This is a genomic window from Novosphingobium sp. G106 (assembly GCF_019075875.1).
GTDB lineage: Bacteria > Pseudomonadota > Alphaproteobacteria > Sphingomonadales > Sphingomonadaceae > Novosphingobium.
Genome location: NZ_JAHOOZ010000001.1, coordinates 5,167,203 through 5,185,619, shown reverse-complemented (window position 1 = coordinate 5,185,619; position 18,417 = coordinate 5,167,203). Strand labels below are relative to the sequence as shown.

The following is an 18,417-nucleotide window of genomic DNA, read 5'->3' as shown; positions in this document are numbered from 1 at the left end:
GCACCGGCGTGAAGCGACCGGGCCGGAAGCTGACCGGCGAAGAGGCCGCACTCTGGAAACGAGTGGTGCAGACGGTACAGCCCCTGGAAGGACGCGCGCTGCCTCTGCCGGTAGAGGAAGTAGCCCAGAGCGTAGTTGCACAGCCTCCGCCGCCGCGAAAGCGTGTCAAGCCGACGTCCCTCGCCCAACCTGCCCCTGCTCCCACTTCACCAAAGGCAGCGGAACGCCGCCCGCTGGGCCAGCATGGCCTCGACGCCGGCTGGGACCAGAAGCTCGCACGCGGGCTGGTGGCGCCGGATTTCACGCTAGACCTCCACGGCGCCACGCTCGACGCTGCGCACGGCCGGCTGGAGCACGGGTTGACCCTGGCCTTGGCGCAGGGCGCACGGCTGGTGTTGCTGATCACCGGCCGCGAACGGCCGAGCGAGGATCGCCGGAGCCGCGGCGTCATCCGCCGAAAGTTCATGGACTGGCTGGCGATCGGCCCTCACGCCAGCCGCATCGCCGCTGTCCGCCCTGCGCATCCGCGGCACGGCGGGGCGGGCGCGGTCTATATCGTGCTTAGAAGGCCGCGATAGTCAGCCGCACTGCCCGCGGTGCAACAGCTTGTGATCGGCCAGGACCAGCGCCATCATCGCCTCGACCACCGGCGCGCCGCGGATGCCGACGCAGGGATCGTGGCGGCCCTTGGTGCGGATCTCGCTGACCTCACCCTCGCGCGTGATCGTCTCGACCGGAGTCAGGATCGACGAAGTCGGCTTGAACGCGACGCGCACCACCACCGGCTGCCCGGTCGAGATCCCGCCCGCGATCCCGCCCGCGTGGTTGGCGAGGAACTCGGGGCCATCGGCGCCCGGCCGCATCGGATCGGCATTCTGCTCGCCGGTCAGCCGCGCCGCAGCGAAACCGTCGCCGATCTCGACGCCTTTGACCGCGTTGATGCTCATCATCCCCGCGGCTAGGTCGGCGTCGAGCTTGCCGTAGAGCGGCGCGCCCCAACCCGCGGGCACACCCATTGCAACGCATTCGACCACTGCGCCCAGCGAGGAGCCGGCCAGGCGCGCGTCGTCGACCAGCTTCTCCCAGCGCTTGGCCGCCGCGGCATCAGGGCAGAAGAAGGGATTGTTGCCAATCTCGTCGAACGAGAAATTCGCCCGGTCGATCGCGTCGCCGCCGATCTCGGTGACGTAGCCGTAGATCTTGACCTCGGGGATCACCAGCCGCGCCACACCGCCCGCCGCGACCCGCGCCGCGGTCTCGCGCGCCGAGCTGCGTCCGCCGCCGCGATAGTCGCGGAAACCGTACTTGGCATCATAGGCATAGTCGGCATGCCCCGGGCGATAGGCCTTGGCGACTTCGGAATAGTCCTTCGATCGCTGATCGACGTTCTCGATCATCAGCGAGATCGGCGTGCCCGTAGTCCTGCCTTCGAACACCCCCGAGAGGATCTTGACCTGGTCGGGCTCCTGCCGCTGCGTGGTGAACTTCGACTGGCCCGGTCGGCGGGCGTCGAGGTAGGGCTGCAGGTCGGCCTCGCTGAGCGCCAGCCCCGGCGGACAACCGTCGACCACGGCGCCCAGCGCCGGCCCGTGGCTTTCGCCCCAGGTGGTGAAACGGAAAAGACGGCCGAAGCTGTTGACGCTCATGGCTCGCGCTTTGTCGCGTATAGGGGAAAAAGTCCACTCCCGTCGCTCGGCGGGAGCGGCTATGGCATGGCCATGTTCCTGGCCGTCTTCCGCAACCGCAAGCATCCGAATATCGACGCGAAGGCCTATGCCGCCGACGCCGACCGCATGGAGGCCCTGGCGCGCAGCCAGCCCGGCTTCCTATCGTTCAAGAGCTACACCGCCGAAGATGGCGAGGTCGTGGCCATTTCGGAATGGTCGAGCGAGGCGGCGGTCCACGCCTGGGGCAGCCATCCCGATCACGCGAAGATCCAGCGCCGCGGCCGGGCTGACTATTATCAGGACTACACGCTGTTCTCCTGCGACAGCCCGCGCGTCCACCGCTTCGAAAGGCCCGATACGTGAGCGTTACCCTCTACGGCATTCCCAACTGCGACACGGTCAAGAAGGCCCGAACCTGGCTCGACGCCAAGGGCATCGCCTACACCTTTCACGACTACAAGAAGCAGGGCACGGACTCGGCGCGGATTTCCGGTTGGGTGGACAAGGCCGGCTGGGAAAAAGTGCTCAACCGTGCGGGCACGACTTTCAAGAAACTGCCCGACGCGGACAAGGACGGCATTGATGCTGCCAAGGCGGTCAAAGTGATGGCGGCCAACCCCAGCGCGATCAAGCGGCCCGTGGTCGAATATCCGGGCGGGCTGCTGGTGGGCTTCAAGGAAGCGGAATGGGAAGCCGCGTTCTGATCCTTCGCAGATGAGGAGGGTCTAAGCTTGCTGACTCTCCCACAAAAAGAACATATGATGAACAAATGCGACTCGATCTGCCTTTGTTCACTTCGCAGCCGACGGCACCGCAGCCCATGGGGCTCGTTCCGCTCGGCGAGCCGCGGCTGGACAACGCCCTCGACGGCGGGCTGCGCGCCGATGGTCTACACGAATTCCATGCAGCCGATCCGATCGATGTCGCTGGCGCTCTAGGCTTCGCCCTGCTGGTCGCCCGGCTGCGGCGCGATCTCGACGCCCGGCCGCTGATCTGGGCGCGGCAGGACGACGCACTTGGCCTGCCCTACGGCCCCGGGCTCGTCGAACTAGGCGTCGATCCCGACGCCGTAACCTTGCTCGCACTCCGCGACGGCAAGGCTCTGCTGCGCGCGGGGTTAGACTGCGTGCGCGACGGCGCCGCCGCCGCAGTGCTGCTCGAACTGCATGGCAAGCAACCGCTGCTCGATCTTACGGCGACACGGCGGTTGGCGCTGGCCGGGGCTGAAAGCGAGACCATGGTGTTGCTCACCCGCTCCGCCGCCCCGCCAGCACCCAGCGCCGCACACACCCGTTGGCAGGTCGCCGCTGCGCCGTCACAGCCCTTGGCTGCTAGCGCTCCCGGCTTTCCCGCCTTCGCCCTCACCCTGCTACGCCGCCGCGGTGGGGGCGAGGGGCTTTCGATCACCCTGGAGTGGAACCGTGACACAGTCTCTTTTCGCGAAGCTCTCGTCAGAAACCCGGCGCCGCTACCTGGCACTCTACCTGCCCTGGCTGCCGGCGGAGCGGCTGGTCCGTGAAGGGCGCGCGCCGACCGGCCAGCCTTTCGTACTGATCGAGAAGCAGCGCGGGGCGTTGCGCATCGCCGCGCTCAATCCTGAGGCGCTGCGGCTTGGACTGGAGGTGGGTCAGGCGCTCGCCGACGCGCGCGGCTGCGTACCCGAACTCGCGGCCTTCCCGCACGATCCGGACGGCGATCTCGCCTTCCTCGACCGGCTCTCACGACGCTGCGACGATTACACGCCCAGTGTCCAACTCGATCCGCCGCAGGGCGTCGTCCTCGACGTCACCGGCTGCGCGCATCTGCGTGGCGGCGAGGATGCGCTGCGCGACAGTCTCGCCGCTGAGATCGCGGCAAAGGGCCTGACCGTCCACGCCGCCCTTGCCGACACCGTGCCCGCGGCTCGTGCGCTCGTCCGCTATGGTGGCGACAGCGTGGAGGCGCTGCCCATCGCTGCGCTGGAGGTCGAGCCCGAGACGCGGCACGCCCTGGGCCGCGCAGGCTTTCGCAGGATCGGCGATCTCGTGCCCCTGCCACGCAAGGTGCTCGCCGCTCGCTTCGGCGCTGCGCTGACCACACAGCTCGCACGGCTGCTAGCGGAGGAGGACGCGCATCTCGTGCCCCAGCCCTGGCAGGACGCGGTCTTTGCCGAACAGCGCTTCGCCGAGCCGATCGGCCGCAGCGACGACGTGCTCGAAGTGATCGAGATGCTGCTCGAACGCGCTGCCCTGCAGCTTGCCGAGCGCGGCGAAGGCGGCCGCCGTTTCGTCGCCCGGCTGCACCGCAGCGACGGCCATGTCGCGCGGCTGGAAGTCGAGACCGGCGCGCCGACCCGCGATCCCGCGCTGGTCCAGCGCCTCCTGCGCGAACGGATCGACAGCCTCGCCGACCCACTCGATCCGGGCTTCGGCTACGACAGCGTGGACCTTGCGGTACCGCACAGCGAAGCCCTGGCCGAAGCGCAAGCACCACTCGAAGCCGAGCGGCGGCGGCCGGGCGAGATCGGTCCGCTGCTCGATCGGCTGGCCGTGCGCCACGGCCCGGCCCGCGTGCGCCGCTTCGCGGCGGGCAACAGCCACATGCCCGAAAGGGCCGGAAAATTATGGCCTCTTGACGTCAAGAAGAAAACCTCAAGCTGGCTTGAGGTCAGCGAAACCGAGCCGCCGCTACGCCCGCTAGTGCTGCTCGACCCGCCACAGAAGGTCAGGGTGATGGACTCCATCCCCGACGGCCCGCCGCGACAGTTCACCTGGAAAAACAAGGCGCACCGCGTCCTGTACCAGGAAGGCCCCGAACGGATCGCCGCCGAATGGTGGCGCCGCCGCGGTGGGCATACCGACAACCCCGGCCTCACCCGCGACTACTACCGCGTCGAGGACGAGACCGGCCACCGCTTCTGGCTGTTCCGCCACGGCCTCTACGGCGCGGAAGCCGAACACCCCGACTGGTACGTCCACGGCCTGTTCCCATGAACGAGCCCGCCTTCGCCGAACTGGGAGCGGCGACCAATTATTCGTTCCTCCATGGGGCCTCGCAACCGTCCGACATGGTCGGGCAAGCATCGGAACTGCACATGACGGGCATCGGGATCGCCGATCGCAACACCGTTGCCGGCGTGGTGCGGGCACACAAGGCTCTGAAGGACGCACGCGAAAACGCCAAGTTGGCGGGCATAACCTTACCCCCTTTCCGTCTTGCCGTCGGCGCACGGCTGGTCTTCGTCGATGGCACGCCCGACATCCTCGCCTACCCGACCACACGCTACGGCTGGGGCCGCCTCACCCGCCTGCTTTCGCGTGGCAACATGCGCGCACTGAAGGGCGACTGCATCCTGGGGATCGAGGATCTGCTGACCTTCCACCAGGACCTGCTCCTGATCGTCCTGCCCGAATCCACTTCGACCCCACAGCGGCCGCATCCCAAGCCGGCCGAATATTTCGACGACGAGCCGATTCCCCCTTTGAAGCTGGTCCAGCCTCCTGGCCTGCCGCCACTGCTCAAGCGGCTTGTGCGACACGCCCCGGGCCGCGTCTGGCTGGGGGCCTCAATGCTGCGCAGCGGTTGTGATGCACGCCACCTCACCCGGCTGCAGACCATTGCCAGAACCGCCGGGGTGCCGCTCATAGCCACCAACGACGCGCTCTATGCCGCCCCGGAAAACCGCCAGCTTCATGACGTGATGGCCTGTATCCGCGAGGGCACGACCATCGCCGAAGCCGGCAGGCAGCTCGAAGCCAATGGCGAGCGGCATTTGAAGGCGCCCGCCGAAATGGCGCGCCTCTTTGCCGCCTGCCCCGAAGCAATTGTCGAAACCCAGCGCTTCCTTTCGCGGATCGCCTTCACGCTCGACGATCTCAAATACGAATATCCGCACGAGCCGGTGCCTCCCGGCTGGAAACCGCTGCCTTACCTCATCCATCTGGTGAAGACTGCGGCATTGGCACGCTATGGCAACCCGCTACCACCCAAGGTGCGCAAGCTGATGGCCGACGAATTCTGGCTGATCCGCAAGCAGAAATATGCCTACTACTTCCTCACGGTCTACGATCTGGTCCGCTTCGCACGGAGCCAGAAGCCGCCGATCCTCTGCCAGGGCCGGGGCAGCGCAGCCAATTCGATCGTCTGCTTCCTGCTCGGCGTCACTTCGGTCGATCCTGAAAAATACGACCTGCTGTTCTCACGCTTCGTTTCGGACGAACGCCGCGAGCCGCCCGACATCGACGTCGATTTCGAGCACGAGCGACGCGAGGAGGTCATGCAGTACGTCTTCGAACGCTACGGCCGCCACCGCGCCGGCATTGCCGCCACCGTGATCCACTATCGCGCACGCAGTGCGGTGCGCGAGATCGGCAAAGCACTGGGAATATCCGAGGACGTCACCGCGCGCCTGTCGAGCACGGTCTGGGGCAGCTATGCCTCGGAATACGAGAAGAAACGGCTGACAGACGCCGGCTTCGATCCCGACAATCCCGAGATCGGCCGGCTCAACCATTTCGTCCAGCAGATCCTCAAATTCCCGCGACATCTTTCGCAGCATGTCGGCGGCTATGTCCTGACCGAAGACCGGCTCGACGAAACCGTACCGATCCATCACGCCGCGATGGACGACCGCACTTTCATCGAATGGGACAAGGACGACATCGACACGCTCGGCCTGATGAAAGTCGACGTGCTGGCGCTGGGGATGCTGACCTGCATCGCCAAGAGCTTCAAGCTGATGAAGGATCACGATCTCGGCGAACACTCGCTGGAGGTCGACATCGATTCCACCGACGAGGCAGTCTACGACATGCTGTGCAAGGGCGAGAGCCTGGGCGTCTTCCAGGTCGAGAGCCGCGCGCAGATGAACATGCTGCCGCGGCTCAAACCGAGGAATCTCTACGACCTGACCGTGCAGGTAGCCATCGTCCGGCCCGGCCCGATCGAGGGTGATATGGTCCATCCTTATCTGCGACGGCGCTGCGGTGAGGAGGCGGTCGAATATCCCTCACCCGCACCACCACACGATCCCGACGAACTGAAAGGTTTGCTCGGCTACACCTTCGGCGTGCCGATCTTCCAGGAACAGGCGATGAAGCTGGCGATCACCGCCGCGGGCTTCACTCCCGCCGAAGCGAACAAGCTGCGCCGCGCCATGGCGACCTTCCGCAATGTCGGCACGATCCACGAGTTCGAAGGCAAGATGATCGAAGGCATGGCCAAACGCGGCTATCCGCGCGACTTCGCCCAGCGCTGCTACGACCAGATCAAGGGTTTCGGCTCCTACGGCTTTCCCGAAAGCCACGCGCTGTCCTTCGCCCGGCTCGTCTACGTCTCGGCCTCGATCAAGTGCCACCATCCGGCGGTGTTCACCTGCTCGCTGCTCAATTCGCAGCCGATGGGTTTCTATGCCCCGGCACAGCTCGTCCGCGATGCGCGGGAGAACGGCGTCGAGGTCCGCCCCGTCGACGTGAACCATTCACATTGGGACTGCACGCTCGAACCGCGCGACGACGACGGTGCGCTCGCGCTGCGGCTGGGCATGCGGCAGGTCGGCGGCTTCCGTAAGGAATGGGCCCATGCCATCGCCGAGGCCGCACCTTTCGCCAGCGTCGAGGAATTGGCGCGGCGCGGTAACCTGCCGCAGCGCGGGCTGCGTCTGCTCGCGGATGCCGATGCCTTCGGCTCGATCGCCATGGACCGCCGCGCGGCATTGTGGGAGGCAAGGCGGACACCGCCCGATGCACTGCCGCTGTTCGACTATGCCCAAGCGCGTGAACTGGGTGAGGAACCCGAGATCGCGCTGCCCGCGATGACCTTGGGCGAGCAGATCGCGGCCGATTACCAGACCACGCGGCTCTCGTTGAAGCAGCATCCGATGGCGATCCTGCGCCCGGTCTTCGCGCGCGAGAATATCCTCACCTGCGCCGATCTGCAGAAGGCGAAGGCCGGGGCGCGGGTCACTGTCGCCGGAATTGTGCTGGTCCGCCAGCGGCCGGGCAAGGGCAATGCGATCTTCGTCACGCTCGAGGACGAGACCGGCATCGCCAACGTCATTATGTGGGCGCGCCAGTTCGAGCGCTTCCGTCGCGAGGTGATGGCCTCTCGCCTGATGCAGGTCGAAGGTGAGCTACAACGCAGCCGCGAGGGGGTGATCCACGTGATGACCAGCCGCATCATCGACCGTACCGATGTGCTCGGCGGCCTATCCGAGCTGCACGACGCCAACCCGCTGCTCAGCCGCGCCGACGAATTCCTCCACCCACAGCACCCGCGCGGCCGCGAGGAACCGCCGCCGCGCACCGGAGGACATCCGCGCAACGTGCGGCTGCTACCCAAGTCGCGCGACTTTCACTGATCCCCGGTCAGCTTCCCAGCGAGACCACCCCGCCGGTCGAGCCGAAGCCACCCTCGCCGCGCAGCGTCTCGTCGAGCTCGTCTACCTTGAGCCAAGTCGCACGCACCACGGGGGCAAGCACCAGTTGCGCAATGCGGTCGCCGCGGCGTACGGCGAAGTCCGCGGCGCCGAGGTTGATCAGGATGACCTTGAGCTCGCCGCGGTAGTCCGAATCGATCGTGCCGGGGGTGTTGGGCACGGTGATGCCGTGCTTGAGCGCGAGGCCCGAGCGCGGCCGCACCTGGATTTCGTAGCCGGGCGGGATCGCGACGGCGAGGCCGGTGGCGACGGCATGGCGCGCGCCTGGCGCCAGGGTCACGTCCTCGGCCGCAAGCACATCCATCCCGGCGGCGCCATCGGTGGCGTAGTCCGGCAGTTCCAGCCCTTCGAAATGCTCCAGCCGCTTGACCAGAACCGGGATGTTATTTTGCGAGTGCAAGGGCAATCCTTTCGACGATGGCCCTCCCTACATCTTCCTTGGGCATTTCCGGAAGGTCTTCGACGCCGGCCGCGGTGACAATATGCACGGTATTCGCCGAGCCGCCCATCACGTCCCCCGAAACGTCGTTGGCGACAATCCAGTCGACGCCCTTGCGCTTGCGCTTGTCCATGGCGTTGTCGATCACGTTCTCGGTCTCGGCCGCGAAGCCGATCAGCAGCTTCGGCCGCTTGGGACTGGCCGAGACGCTTGCGAGGATATCGGGGTTCTCGGTCAGCAGCAGCGCCGGCGGGGCCGAGCCGCGCTTCTTGATCTTCTCATCGGCAAAAGTCTTGGTCCGCCAGTCGGCCACCGCGGCGACCATCACCGCGACGTCGGCAGGCAGCGCCTGCTTGACCGCGTCGGCCATTTCCTGCGCGGTTTCGACGTCGATCCGGTCCACCCCGCGCGGCGTCGGCAAGGTCACCGGGCCGGAGACCAGCGTCACCCGCGCGCCCAGCGCGGCGGCAGCGGCGGCGATGGCATAGCCCTGTTTGCCCGACGAACGGTTGGCGATGTAGCGCACCGGATCGATCGGCTCGTGCGTCGGCCCGGCGGTGATCAGGACATGCTTGCCGAAAAGCGGACGGTGCGCCGGATCGGTTTCGAAGTCGGGCTGACCGTCCAACGGATCCTCGCCGAACGGCTGCGGCGCATGCGCGTCGCCATGCTGCGAGACGAGATGGTTGATCGCCTCGGCATCGGTCGGCGGCGCGGCACGCGCCTTGCCCTTCTTCACCAGCAGCGGCCCCGAGAGGTCGAGCGGCGGGGTGTCTTCCAACGGCAGCGGCGGGAGGAAGGCGGGATCGGCGAACTGCGTATCGTCGAAAGGCGGTTCGTCGCCGAGCGGCGCGGACTTCTTCTTCGAACGCAGGATCATCGAGGAGGAAAGCCCGCCGAGGCCGCTGCCTTCAGACTCGGACTCCTCTTCCTCCGGCTCGGCGCCATAGTAGACCGGCGGCGCGACCAGCGGCACTTCAATCCCGAAGTAAGCCGCGATCCGCGCCCAGATCGCCTGCGGCTCGGGCAAGCGGCCGGCGCCGTATTCGCCGCAGGCCATCGGGCCCTCGTCGGGCTCCATCACGTCGACCCCGGCATCGCGCAGTACCTGGACGTTGCGCACGGTCGCCTCGTGCTGCCACATGCGTACGTTCATTGCGGGCACCGCCATCACCGGCTTGTCGGTGGCGAGCAGCAGCGTGGTGGCGAGATCGTCGGCGATGCCCGAAGCCATCTTGGCGAGCATGTTGGCCGTCGCCGGGCAGACGACGACGAGGTCTGCCGCGCGCGAAAGCTGGATGTGCCCCATCTCGACCTCGTTCTTGAGGTCCCAGAGCGTGGTGTGCACCTGGTTCTCACTGAGCGCGGCCAGAGCCAGCGGCGTGACGAATTTGGCGCCGCCATCGGTCAGCACACAGGTCACCTCGCCCCCGCCCTTGCGGATCAGGCGGACGAGTTCGCAGGACTTGTAAGCGGCGATCCCGCCACCGACCACCAGCAGTATGCGAGGCGTTGTCATCGGCGCGCTTTTGCATCCACTGTGGTTACTACGCAATTACTTTGGGGAAAGCCGCTCTTGTCAGCGAGCTCAGGGCCTGCGGCATGAAGGCGAGGCCAAGGAACATTGCCGGCGCTATCATCGCCCCCCAGTAGTAGTTGTCGGGCCTTCCGATGATCATGAAGGCGAGGCCGTAACCGAGGTAAAGGAAGGTGCCGAAGGTTCCCGCCGGCGACTTCCACCCGGTCCAACCGAACACCATCAGGATCAGCGCCGGGCCCGCCAGCCAATGGGGCAGGAAGCGCAAATTGCTGGAGAGCGCGACGTTCGACAGCCAGCCCGACAGCCCGCGGAGCGCCATCCAGGACGCGCCCGTCCGATCCCCCGGCTGCGCCAGCCCGGCGACGATCGAAAGGTGCCAGGCCAGAAAGCCGAGGAAAACCACGGCCAACCCGGCCCAGGCGACGCCTTCCTTCGTGTCGCGCCGCCAGAAGGCCATGGCCGCCATCAGAAGGATGAAGGGGAGCGCCTGCTCGCGGATCGCCACGGCGAGCGCAGTCGCGGCAAGCGCCCAACCCCATTTCCGGCCCGGCCTGTGGAGCCCGAAGGCCAGCGCCAGCAGCATTCCTGACCAGAGTTCATGCAGCACGAAGAAGTAGCGATTGAGCCCGAGTGAAGTGCCGACGAAGAGGAACGCCATGGCGAGCACGCGCTTCTTCCGTCCGCCCGGGTCTTCACCCAGCCGGCGCCACCAGGCGAGCATCGTCGCGGCGAGCAAAACCAGCGCGGCGGCAATCTGCCCGGGAAGGCCAAGCCAGGCATCGAGATAGGCGAGCGTCGGCAATCGCACGGCGAGGCCGGGCCGTACCGGATAGTCGGCCTTGCGATGCTCCTGCGCGATGAAGTCGTAGTAATTCTCGCCCTTGGAGATGCGAGCGATGGCGACGTCATAGAGCGCGAGATCGTCGTCCCGCTTGCGCTCGGCGCCCTTTGTGCCGGCGACGTTCTCGACGAAGCCCTGGGTCTTCACCGTCGTCTTGCCGCCGCGGATCGGCACCAGGGCAGAAGCGACGAGAAGGAGGATGAGCGCGAGCAGGGCAAGGCGCGCGGGCCAGAGCCGCCACTGGGCGAAGCGGTCCCAATCGGGCGCTGCCTGCCCGGAGACGGTCGGCGCGATCAACCGATCCAGCCCCAGTGCAGCGCCGCCCAGGCACCGAGCGCGCCGCCGAGCGCCGCCGCGACGTAACCGGGCCAGGCCAGCCACATCTTCCGCCGCCGCTGGCTCCACATCAGCTCGATCTCGGGGAGCGGCGCCTGGTCGGGCGCGCCGCCGCGCGGCGGGAAGCGATCCTCGATCCGGCGGATCAGCTCGGGCAGGCGCATCAGCGTACCGGCATCCTCGCGCAGGCGGTCGGCGATCGCCGCCTCAGGCCCCAACTCGTCGCGGATCCAGCTGCGCACGAAAGGCGCGGCGACGTCCCACATGTTGATCTCGGGATGGAGCGCAGTCGCCAGCCCCTCGACCATGACCATGGTCTTCTGCAGCAGCAACAGGTGCGGCTGGGTCTGCATATCGAAGTCGCGGGTGATGGCGAAGAGCCCGTCGAGCATCTGGCCGACCGAAAGCTGGCTCACCGGCTTGCCGCGCATCGGCTCGCCCACGGCGCGCAGTGCGGTCGCGAACTCCTCGACCGAGTGATAGCTCGGCACGTATTGCGCTTCGAAGTGGATCTCGGCGACGCGGCGGTAATCGCCTGTGGTCAGCCCGAACAGGATCTCGGCGAGCCACTGCCGCGCGCGCCTGTCGATCCGGCCCATGATGCCGAAATCGATCGCGACGATCGTGCCGTCGGCCTGCACGAACAGGTTCCCCTGGTGCATGTCGGCATGGAAGAAGCCCGCGCTGATCGCCTGACGCAGGAAAGTCAGCACGAGCCGCCGCGCGAGTTCGGCGAGGTCGTGGCCTTGGGCACGTAGTACGTCGATCTCGCTGATCTTGACGCCCTCGACCCATTCGATGGTCATGACGCTGCCGTTGGTGCGGTCCCAGTCGATCGCCGGGATCGCATAGCCTTCCTGGCCCTTCATCGCCTCGGCAAGCTCGGAAGCAGAAGCCGCCTCGCGCCGCAGGTCCAGCTCGCGCACGGTCCAGCGCTTGAGATTGGCGACGATCGCCCGCGGACGCAGCCGCGCCGCCTCGCCACCGAAGGCTTCGAGATGCGCAGCGGCCCATTCGTAGGTGTCGATGTCGCGCGCGAACTTCTCGCGGATGCCGGGGCGCAGCACCTTGACCGCAACCTTGCGGCCGTCGGTCGTCACACCGCGGTGGACCTGGGCGATCGAGGCAGCGCCAACCGGGCCGGGCTCGATGGAGGCGAAAAGCACGTCGAGCGGGGCGCCGAAGCTGTTCTCGATCTCGTGGCGGATCAGATCGAAGGAGAGAGGCGGGAGGCTATCCTGCAGGCTCAGCAGATTGCGCGCCGCTTCCTCGCCGACGAGATCGGGCCGTGTCGCCAGCGTCTGGCCGAGCTTGATCGCGGCGGGGCCGATCGCCTGGAAGGCTGCGGCATAGTCGGGCACCCGCGGTTGCCGCGTGCCGAACCGCGCCAGCCGGCACAGCCTGCGCACCGGTGCGGGCGTGTTGCGCCCCTCCTCGATGATGCGCAGCGCGCCGTGCCGGGCGAGCACCCTCCCCCAGCGCAGCAGCCGCGCGATATGCGTCGCCGGTGTCGTCAAACCTTCCACCCGGAATGGATTGCGACGAGGCCGCCGAGGATCGGCTCGACCTTGGTCTGGGAGAAGCCCGCGGTGCGGATCATGGCTTCGAAATCGCGCATCGGCGGGAAGCGACGGATCGATTCGATCAGGTAGCGATAGCTTTCCGCGTCGCCGGCGATCGCCTGGCCGATCTTGGGCACCAGCTTGTGCGAATAGGCATCGTAGGCTTCCTTGAAGCCCGGCCATTCGGTGGTCGAAAATTCGAGGCAGAAGAAGCGCCCGCCGTGGCGCAGCACGCGGAAGGCCTCGGCCAGCGCCTTGTCTATATGGGTGACGTTGCGGATGCCGAAAGCGATCGTATAGGCATCGAAGGTGCGGGCCTCGAAGGCCAGTTCCTCGGCGTTCTGGCGCGACCAGACGAGGCCGTCGATGCCGCGCTTCATCGCCCGCTCGATGCCGACGTCGAGCATGTCCTGGTTGATGTCGGAGACGGTGATCTCCGCGCCCGCCTCGGCCATGCGGAAGGCTATGTCGCCGGTGCCGCCCGCCATGTCGAGGATCGCCTCGCCTTCGCGCGGCTTCACCCGGCGGACGAACTTGTCCTTCCACAGCCGGTGCATGCCGCCCGACATGGCGTCGTTCATCATGTCGTACTTGCGCGCGACGCTGGAGAAGACGGCGCCAACGCGCTCGACCTTCTCGTCTGCGGGGATATCTTCGTACCCGAAGGAAGCCTGTTCGCTCATAGAGCCCATCTTACTAAAACCACGGGGGCCTTAGGAGAGTTTGCGCGCTCGGCAAAGCTTGTTAGCAGCGCATATGCCCGAGTTACCCGAAGTCGAAACCACCGTCCGCGGCCTCGCCCGCTATCTCGAGGGCGAGAGGATAACGCGCGTCGCGGTCAACCGCCCCGACCTGCGCCGGCCGTTCCCGCCGAACCTCGTCCAGGCGCTGACCGGGGCAAAGGTGACGGGCCTCGGCCGGCGGGCCAAATACGGCCTGATCGAGACCGACCGCAACCAGACCATGGTCTTCCATCTCGGCATGTCGGGGCGCTGGCGGATCGAGCCCGATAGCCCCGACAAGCACGACCATCTCGTGCTGGAAACGGGCTCGGGCCACGTGCTCGCGCTCAACGACGCCCGGCGCTTCGGCTCGGTCGACCTCATCGATACGGACAAGCTCGACCAATGGCCGCCTTTCGCTGCGCTGGGCCCCGAACCGCTGGGCGACAGCCTGACCCCGCGCCACCTCGCCCAGGCCTTCGCCGGCCGCTTCGCGCCGGTGAAGCCGCTGCTGCTCGATCAGCGGATCGTCGCGGGACTCGGCAACATCTATGTCTGCGAGGCGCTCTATCGCGCGCGGATACGCCCCGACAAGGAAGCCGGCAAAGTCACCCGCGCTGCGATCGAGCGGCTCGTGCCCGCCATCAAGGCGGTGCTGGCCGAATCGATCGAGGCCGGCGGCTCCACCATTCGCGACTATGCGCAGCCCAATGGCGAACTCGGGTACTTCGCCGCTTCCTGGCAGGTCTATGGCCGCGAGGGCCAGCCCTGCCCCTGCGGCGGCAAGGTCGAACGCTTTACCCAGGGCGGGCGCAGCACCTTCTGGTGTCCGAAGTGCCAGAAGTAGACGCGGCGGCACGGGCACCGCATATCAGCCTCGGCTTCACACCCGCTCGTGGCCATCACTACGGCGCAGCGACGGGCCGAAATGCTTGACGATTCGCCCGCTCGCCGATAAGGGCCGCGCTTTCCGGCGGGCCACCCGCCTTACCGACACAATTTTTTCACGGCCTTCGCGGGCCCTGACAGAGGACAAACATGGCCAATACGCCCCAAGCCCGCAAGCGCATCCGCCGCAACGAGAACCGCGCTCTGATCAATGGCAACCGCCTGAGCCGGATCCGCACTTTCGTGAAGAAGGTCGAATCGGCGCTCGCTGGTGGTGACAAGGACGCAGCCGCCGCCGCGCTCAAGGAAGCGCAGCCGGAACTGGCCCGTGGCGTGGCCCGCGGCGTGCTCCACAAGAACACCGCGTCGCGCAAGCTGTCGCGCCTCACGAAGCGCGTCGCCGCGCTCTGAGACGTTATGCGATTCGCTCGCTCATAACCTTGTGAGCAGCACAAAAATGGAACATGGCCGGCGCATTCGCGCTGGCCATTTTTTATTGTCCACCGGGCGCGTTCATGACACTTTTTTGGAAGTGCTTGAATTAGCGCGATTCGGCTTCAGCCCTGACAATTTACTCTTCTAGATCAATACTTTATCAGCTTGTTACGGATTGTCGCAGGCGGGCCGCTGTCAAGGGACATTATTTCATTTTTTTTGCAGCAGCCGCCTTGCTCTTCGCGCCAACTCCGCCATAAATCGAACTCCGGCACGGGACAGCAGGCCGGGGGGTTTACGAACAGATTCGAATGACGGGGCGTTGCATCCTTGGGATGTAGCGAGAGGGTTTCGTGCGCATGTGCGATCTCTAAACGAGAGCGTGTGTGCTATGTGGGTCGATCAATTTTCAAAGGAGGGCCGTGTGACGGTTTCTTCATCGGGGGGCGCGTGAACGCGGCACCTGGCAAGGGTAAGGTTTGCGACGCGAAAATGGAAGAGGACAGGGAAGCGCTCGACCTCGCGGCGGACTGGGCTGACATCAGCCAAGGCCTGCGCAAGGATCTGGGCCAGCAACTGCACAGCCAGTGGATCAAGCCGATCCAGCTCGGCTCCTTCTGCAAGGAAACGGGAACGCTCGACCTGTTCCTGCCGACGGAATTCTCCGCCAACTGGGTGGCCGATCGCTTTGCCGACCGGCTTTCGCTGGCCTGGAAGATCGCCCGGCCCGACGTGCGCCACGTCCGCATTTCCGTGCATCCGGGCCGTCGGCCCCTGCCCGAACTGCGCCTTGGCGGCGGCACCGGCGGCAATGCCCGCCGCCCGGCGAACGACGGCGCTCAGGCGATGCACGATACCGGCGCCGCCAGCCTCGGCGGCCAGGAGTTCGGTGCGCTCGTCCAGGGTTCGGTGGGGCTCGACCCCTCTCTGACTTTCACAACCTTCGTCACGGGCAATGCCAACGTACTGGCCTGCAACGCCGCGCAGCGCATGGCCGCGATCGAAGCGCCGCAGTTCTCGCCACTCTACCTCAAGGCCGCGACCGGCCAGGGCAAGACGCACCTGCTCCACGCGATCGGCCATTCCTATCTGGCGGCGCATCCGCGGGCCCGCATCTTCTACTGCTCGGCTGAGCGGTTCATGATCGAGTTCGTCCAGGCGCTGCGCCAGAACCAGATGATCGAGTTCAAGTCGCGGCTGCGCGGCTTCGACCTGCTGCTGGTCGACGACATCCAGTTCATCATCGGCAAGGCGAGCGCCCAGGAAGAGCTGCTCTACACGATCGACGCGCTGCTCGCCGAGGGCAAGCGGCTGGTTTTCGCCGCCGACCGCGCGCCGCAGGCGCTCGACGGCGTCGAGCAGCGGCTGCTGTCGCGGTTGTCGATGGGCCTGGTGGCCGACATCGCACCGGCCGACATCGAGCTGCGCCGCTCGATCCTCGAACACCGCCTCGCCCGCTTTGCGCCGAGCGACGTGCCGAGCGATGTCATCGAATTCCTCGCACGCACGATCAACCGCAACGTCCGCGAGCTCGTCGGCGGGCTCAACAAGCTGATCGCCTATGCCCAGCTCACCGGCCAGGCGGTTTCGCTCCAGCTCGCCGAAGAGCAGCTGACCGACATCCTCTCGGCCAACCGCAAGCGCATCACGATCGATGAGATCCAGCGCACGGTCTGCCAGTTCTACCGCGTCGACCGGACCGAGATGGCGTCCAAGCGCCGTGCCCGCGCCGTCGTCCGGCCGCGGCAGGTGGCGATGTATCTCGCCAAGGTGCTGACGCCGCGGTCCTACCCCGAGATCGGCCGCAAGTTCGGCGGCCGCGATCACTCGACAGTGATCCACGCGGTGCGCCTGATCGAAGACCTGCGTACGCGCGACGCCGACATGGATGGCGACGTGCGGAGCTTGCTGCGTCAGCTCGAGAGCTGATTTATAAGGAGAATGCGAGGGCCATCGCCCTCGCGCTCCCACTACCTGGACGCACCAAGAACGAAGGAATCGGGAGCGCGAGGGCGATGGCCCTCGCAACTTCCTTTTCCCTCTGCCCGCTCTGATCTAAGCGGGCGCGATGAGTCTCGCTCCAGATCGCCTCAACCGCTTCGCCCGCCATATCGTCCTGCCCGAAGTCGGGGGGCGGGACAGGTCGCGCTGAGCAAGGCGCATGTCGTGCTCGTCGGATGCGGCGGGATCGGCAGCCCCGCGCTTCAGTATCTGGCAGCCGCCGGAATAGGCCGGCTGACGCTGATCGACAGCGACGTCGTCGAGGAAAGCAATCTGCAACGGCAGACCATCTTCACACCCGCGGATATCGGCAAGGGTAAGGCCGAGGTCGCGGCGGAATGGATCAGGCGATTCGATTCTGCCATCGAGGTTCGCGCGGTCGTCGCGAGGGTGGGGTCGGACAACGCCGCTTTGGTTCCCGAGGGCGCCGACGTAGTACTCGACGGCTGTGACAACTTCGCGACTCGCCTCGCTGTCTCGGATGCCTGCGTCGCCGCAGGCGTGCCGCTGACCAGCGCCGCGCTGGGACGCTTCCAGGGACAGATCGCGAACTTCGCCGGGCACCTGCCGGGCGGGGCCTGCTATCGCTGCTTCGTCGGTGACGCTTTCGATGCCGAGGATTGCGATACCTGCGCGGCGGACGGCGTGCTCGGCGCCATGGCCGGCGTGGTCGGCACTTTCGCCGCAATGCAGGCTATTCGCGTGCTGCTCCAGGGCCATGCGGCGCTCGGCGATCCGCAATGGGGCAAGCTCCAGCTGTTCGACGGCCTCGCGCCGAGCCTCAGGACGCTGAGCATCGCCAAGGACCCCGAGTGCAAGGGCTGCTCAGGCGTCCACTAGCGTTCAGGCGCGAGCATTTCCTCGACCCAGGCGGCCACCACTTCGGTCGCCGGTCCGTGCCGGCATTCATGGAACCAGCGCGAGCCCTGCGACGGCTCCAGATTGAGTTCGAGCGTTCGCGCGCCGAGATCGCGCGCGCCGCGCACGAAACCGGCGGCCGGATAGACCGCGCCCGAAGTGCCGATCGAGACGAACAGGTCCGCCTTGCGCAGCGCGGCGTGGATCTCGTCCATGCGGTAGGGCATCTCGCCGAACCAGACGACGTCGGGCCGCAGCGCTCTCGTCCCGCAGGCCGGGCACGGCGGCCGGTCCGCGAGCAGCCCGGTCCAGGGCGAGCGGACGTCGCAAGCGCCGCACCAGGCGTTGAGATGCTGGCCGTGCATGTGGAGCATCCGCTTCGCGCCGCCGCGCTCATGCAGATCGTCGATGTTCTGCGTGACGATCAGGAGTTCGCCGGGCCACTCGGCATCGAGCCTGCCCAGCGCGAAGTGCGCGGCATTGGGTTGCTTCTCCTGAATCGCTGCCCGGCGCATGTCGTAGAAAGCCAGGACGAGATCGGGATCGCGCGCGAATGCCTCGGGCGTCGCGACGTCCTCAGGCTTGTAGCGTTCCCAGAGCCCGCCTTCGGTGCGGAAGGTGTCGATGCCGCTTTCGGCGCTGACCCCCGCGCCGGTGAGGACGACGATGTTGCGAATTGAACTCATACCCTCCAATACCGTCTACCCCGAGCT

Annotated in this window: 16 protein-coding genes and 1 pseudogene; 10 read left to right on the top strand and 7 right to left on the bottom strand. The window is 66.7% G+C overall.

Annotated features, from left to right (window positions below):
- Positions 1–8 precede the first annotated feature (8 nt).
- A complete protein-coding gene (locus tag KRR38_RS25300) occupies positions 9–578 on the top strand; it encodes a Smr/MutS family protein (protein WP_217406197.1) in 570 nt (189 codons plus the stop codon).
- On the opposite strand, the gene aroC is transcribed toward KRR38_RS25300, so the two are convergent.
- Positions 579–1,646, bottom strand: coding sequence for a chorismate synthase (gene aroC / locus KRR38_RS25295; RefSeq protein ID WP_217406196.1), 1,068 nt, complete (start codon positions 1,644–1,646; stop codon positions 579–581).
- Between the two features lie 66 nt (positions 1,647–1,712).
- On the opposite strand from aroC, the gene KRR38_RS25290 reads away from it, so the two are divergent.
- From KRR38_RS25290 to KRR38_RS25270, 5 genes are all read left to right on the top strand, one after another.
- Complete coding sequence (locus tag KRR38_RS25290) at positions 1,713–2,030, top strand: antibiotic biosynthesis monooxygenase family protein (RefSeq protein WP_375293436.1); 318 nt, start codon at positions 1,713–1,715, stop codon at positions 2,028–2,030.
- Positions 2,027–2,371: an ArsC family reductase gene (locus KRR38_RS25285; RefSeq protein WP_217406195.1), complete on the top strand. Its 345-nt coding sequence runs from the start codon at positions 2,027–2,029 to the stop codon at positions 2,369–2,371. Before KRR38_RS25290 ends, KRR38_RS25285 begins: the two co-directional genes overlap by 4 nt.
- Before the next feature lie 65 nt (positions 2,372–2,436).
- Positions 2,437–3,186, top strand: coding sequence for an ImuA family protein (locus tag KRR38_RS25280; protein ID WP_217406194.1), 750 nt, complete (start codon positions 2,437–2,439; stop codon positions 3,184–3,186).
- Positions 3,089–4,639, top strand: coding sequence for a DNA polymerase Y family protein (locus KRR38_RS25275; protein ID WP_217406193.1), 1,551 nt, complete (start codon positions 3,089–3,091; stop codon positions 4,637–4,639). Before KRR38_RS25280 ends, KRR38_RS25275 begins: the two co-directional genes overlap by 98 nt.
- The gene (locus tag KRR38_RS25270; protein ID WP_217406192.1) at positions 4,636–8,004 is read left to right on the top strand and encodes an error-prone DNA polymerase; all 3,369 of its coding nucleotides are present in this window, start codon (positions 4,636–4,638) and stop codon (positions 8,002–8,004) included. The genes KRR38_RS25275 and KRR38_RS25270 overlap by 4 nt, the downstream gene beginning before the upstream one ends.
- A gap of 7 nt (positions 8,005–8,011) precedes the next feature.
- On the opposite strand, the gene dut is transcribed toward KRR38_RS25270, so the two are convergent.
- Genes dut through KRR38_RS25245 form a run of 5 tightly spaced genes read right to left on the bottom strand, consistent with a single transcriptional unit; the run spans position 8,012 to position 13,483 of the window.
- Entirely contained in the window at positions 8,012–8,482 is a 471-nt protein-coding gene (gene dut / locus KRR38_RS25265) for a dUTP diphosphatase (protein ID WP_217406191.1), read from the bottom strand.
- Positions 8,466–10,040 (bottom strand): phosphopantothenate--cysteine ligase family flavoprotein, encoded by a 1,575-nt coding sequence (locus tag KRR38_RS25260; RefSeq protein ID WP_217406190.1) that lies wholly within the window; start codon positions 10,038–10,040, stop codon positions 8,466–8,468. The genes dut and KRR38_RS25260 overlap by 17 nt, the downstream gene beginning before the upstream one ends.
- Before the next feature lie 28 nt (positions 10,041–10,068).
- Positions 10,069–11,199 (bottom strand): hypothetical protein, encoded by a 1,131-nt coding sequence (locus KRR38_RS25255; protein ID WP_254514967.1) that lies wholly within the window; start codon positions 11,197–11,199, stop codon positions 10,069–10,071.
- Entirely contained in the window at positions 11,196–12,755 is a 1,560-nt protein-coding gene (gene ubiB / locus KRR38_RS25250) for a 2-polyprenylphenol 6-hydroxylase (RefSeq protein ID WP_217406189.1), read from the bottom strand. Before ubiB ends, KRR38_RS25255 begins: the two co-directional genes overlap by 4 nt.
- Complete coding sequence (locus tag KRR38_RS25245) at positions 12,752–13,483, bottom strand: class I SAM-dependent methyltransferase (protein WP_217406188.1); 732 nt, start codon at positions 13,481–13,483, stop codon at positions 12,752–12,754. The genes ubiB and KRR38_RS25245 overlap by 4 nt, the downstream gene beginning before the upstream one ends.
- A gap of 73 nt (positions 13,484–13,556) precedes the next feature.
- Between KRR38_RS25245 and mutM the strand changes: the two genes are divergently transcribed.
- From mutM to KRR38_RS25225, 4 genes and pseudogenes are all read left to right on the top strand, one after another.
- Entirely contained in the window at positions 13,557–14,369 is an 813-nt protein-coding gene (gene mutM, locus KRR38_RS25240) for a bifunctional DNA-formamidopyrimidine glycosylase/DNA-(apurinic or apyrimidinic site) lyase (RefSeq protein ID WP_217406187.1), read from the top strand.
- 191 nt (positions 14,370–14,560) lie between these two features.
- The gene (gene rpsT / locus KRR38_RS25235) at positions 14,561–14,821 is read left to right on the top strand and encodes a 30S ribosomal protein S20 (RefSeq protein WP_217406186.1); all 261 of its coding nucleotides are present in this window, start codon (positions 14,561–14,563) and stop codon (positions 14,819–14,821) included.
- Between the two features lie 516 nt (positions 14,822–15,337).
- Positions 15,338–16,774 (top strand): chromosomal replication initiator protein DnaA, encoded by a 1,437-nt coding sequence (dnaA, locus tag KRR38_RS25230; protein WP_217407457.1) that lies wholly within the window; start codon positions 15,338–15,340, stop codon positions 16,772–16,774.
- A gap of 139 nt (positions 16,775–16,913) precedes the next feature.
- Positions 16,914–17,686, top strand: a pseudogene (locus tag KRR38_RS25225) (ThiF family adenylyltransferase).
- On the opposite strand, the gene KRR38_RS25220 reads toward KRR38_RS25225, so the two are convergent.
- On the bottom strand, positions 17,683–18,390 hold the full coding sequence (locus tag KRR38_RS25220) for an NAD-dependent deacylase (protein WP_217406185.1): 708 nt from the start codon (positions 18,388–18,390) through the stop codon (positions 17,683–17,685). The pseudogene KRR38_RS25225 and the gene KRR38_RS25220 sit on opposite strands and share 4 nt — an antisense overlap.
- Positions 18,391–18,417 lie beyond the last annotated feature (27 nt).

Bases quoted from the DNA above. Each gene is read 5' to 3' on its own strand.
- aroC (WP_217406196.1), bottom strand. From the start codon at position 1,646: ATGAGCGTCAACAGCTTCGGCCGTCTTTTCCGTTTCACCACCTGGGGC.
- KRR38_RS25290 (WP_375293436.1), top strand. From the start codon at position 1,713: ATGGCCATGTTCCTGGCCGTCTTCCGCAACCGCAAGCATCCGAATATC.
- KRR38_RS25280 (WP_217406194.1), top strand. From the start codon at position 2,437: ATGCGACTCGATCTGCCTTTGTTCACTTCGCAGCCGACGGCACCGCAG.
- KRR38_RS25270 (WP_217406192.1), top strand. From the start codon at position 4,636: ATGAACGAGCCCGCCTTCGCCGAACTGGGAGCGGCGACCAATTATTCG.
- KRR38_RS25260 (WP_217406190.1), bottom strand. From the start codon at position 10,040: ATGACAACGCCTCGCATACTGCTGGTGGTCGGTGGCGGGATCGCCGCT.
- KRR38_RS25245 (WP_217406188.1), bottom strand. From the start codon at position 13,483: ATGAGCGAACAGGCTTCCTTCGGGTACGAAGATATCCCCGCAGACGAG.
- mutM (WP_217406187.1), top strand. From the start codon at position 13,557: ATGCCCGAGTTACCCGAAGTCGAAACCACCGTCCGCGGCCTCGCCCGC.
- rpsT (WP_217406186.1), top strand. From the start codon at position 14,561: ATGGCCAATACGCCCCAAGCCCGCAAGCGCATCCGCCGCAACGAGAAC.
- dnaA (WP_217407457.1), top strand. From the start codon at position 15,338: ATGGAAGAGGACAGGGAAGCGCTCGACCTCGCGGCGGACTGGGCTGAC.
- KRR38_RS25220 (WP_217406185.1), bottom strand. From the start codon at position 18,390: ATGAGTTCAATTCGCAACATCGTCGTCCTCACCGGCGCGGGGGTCAGC.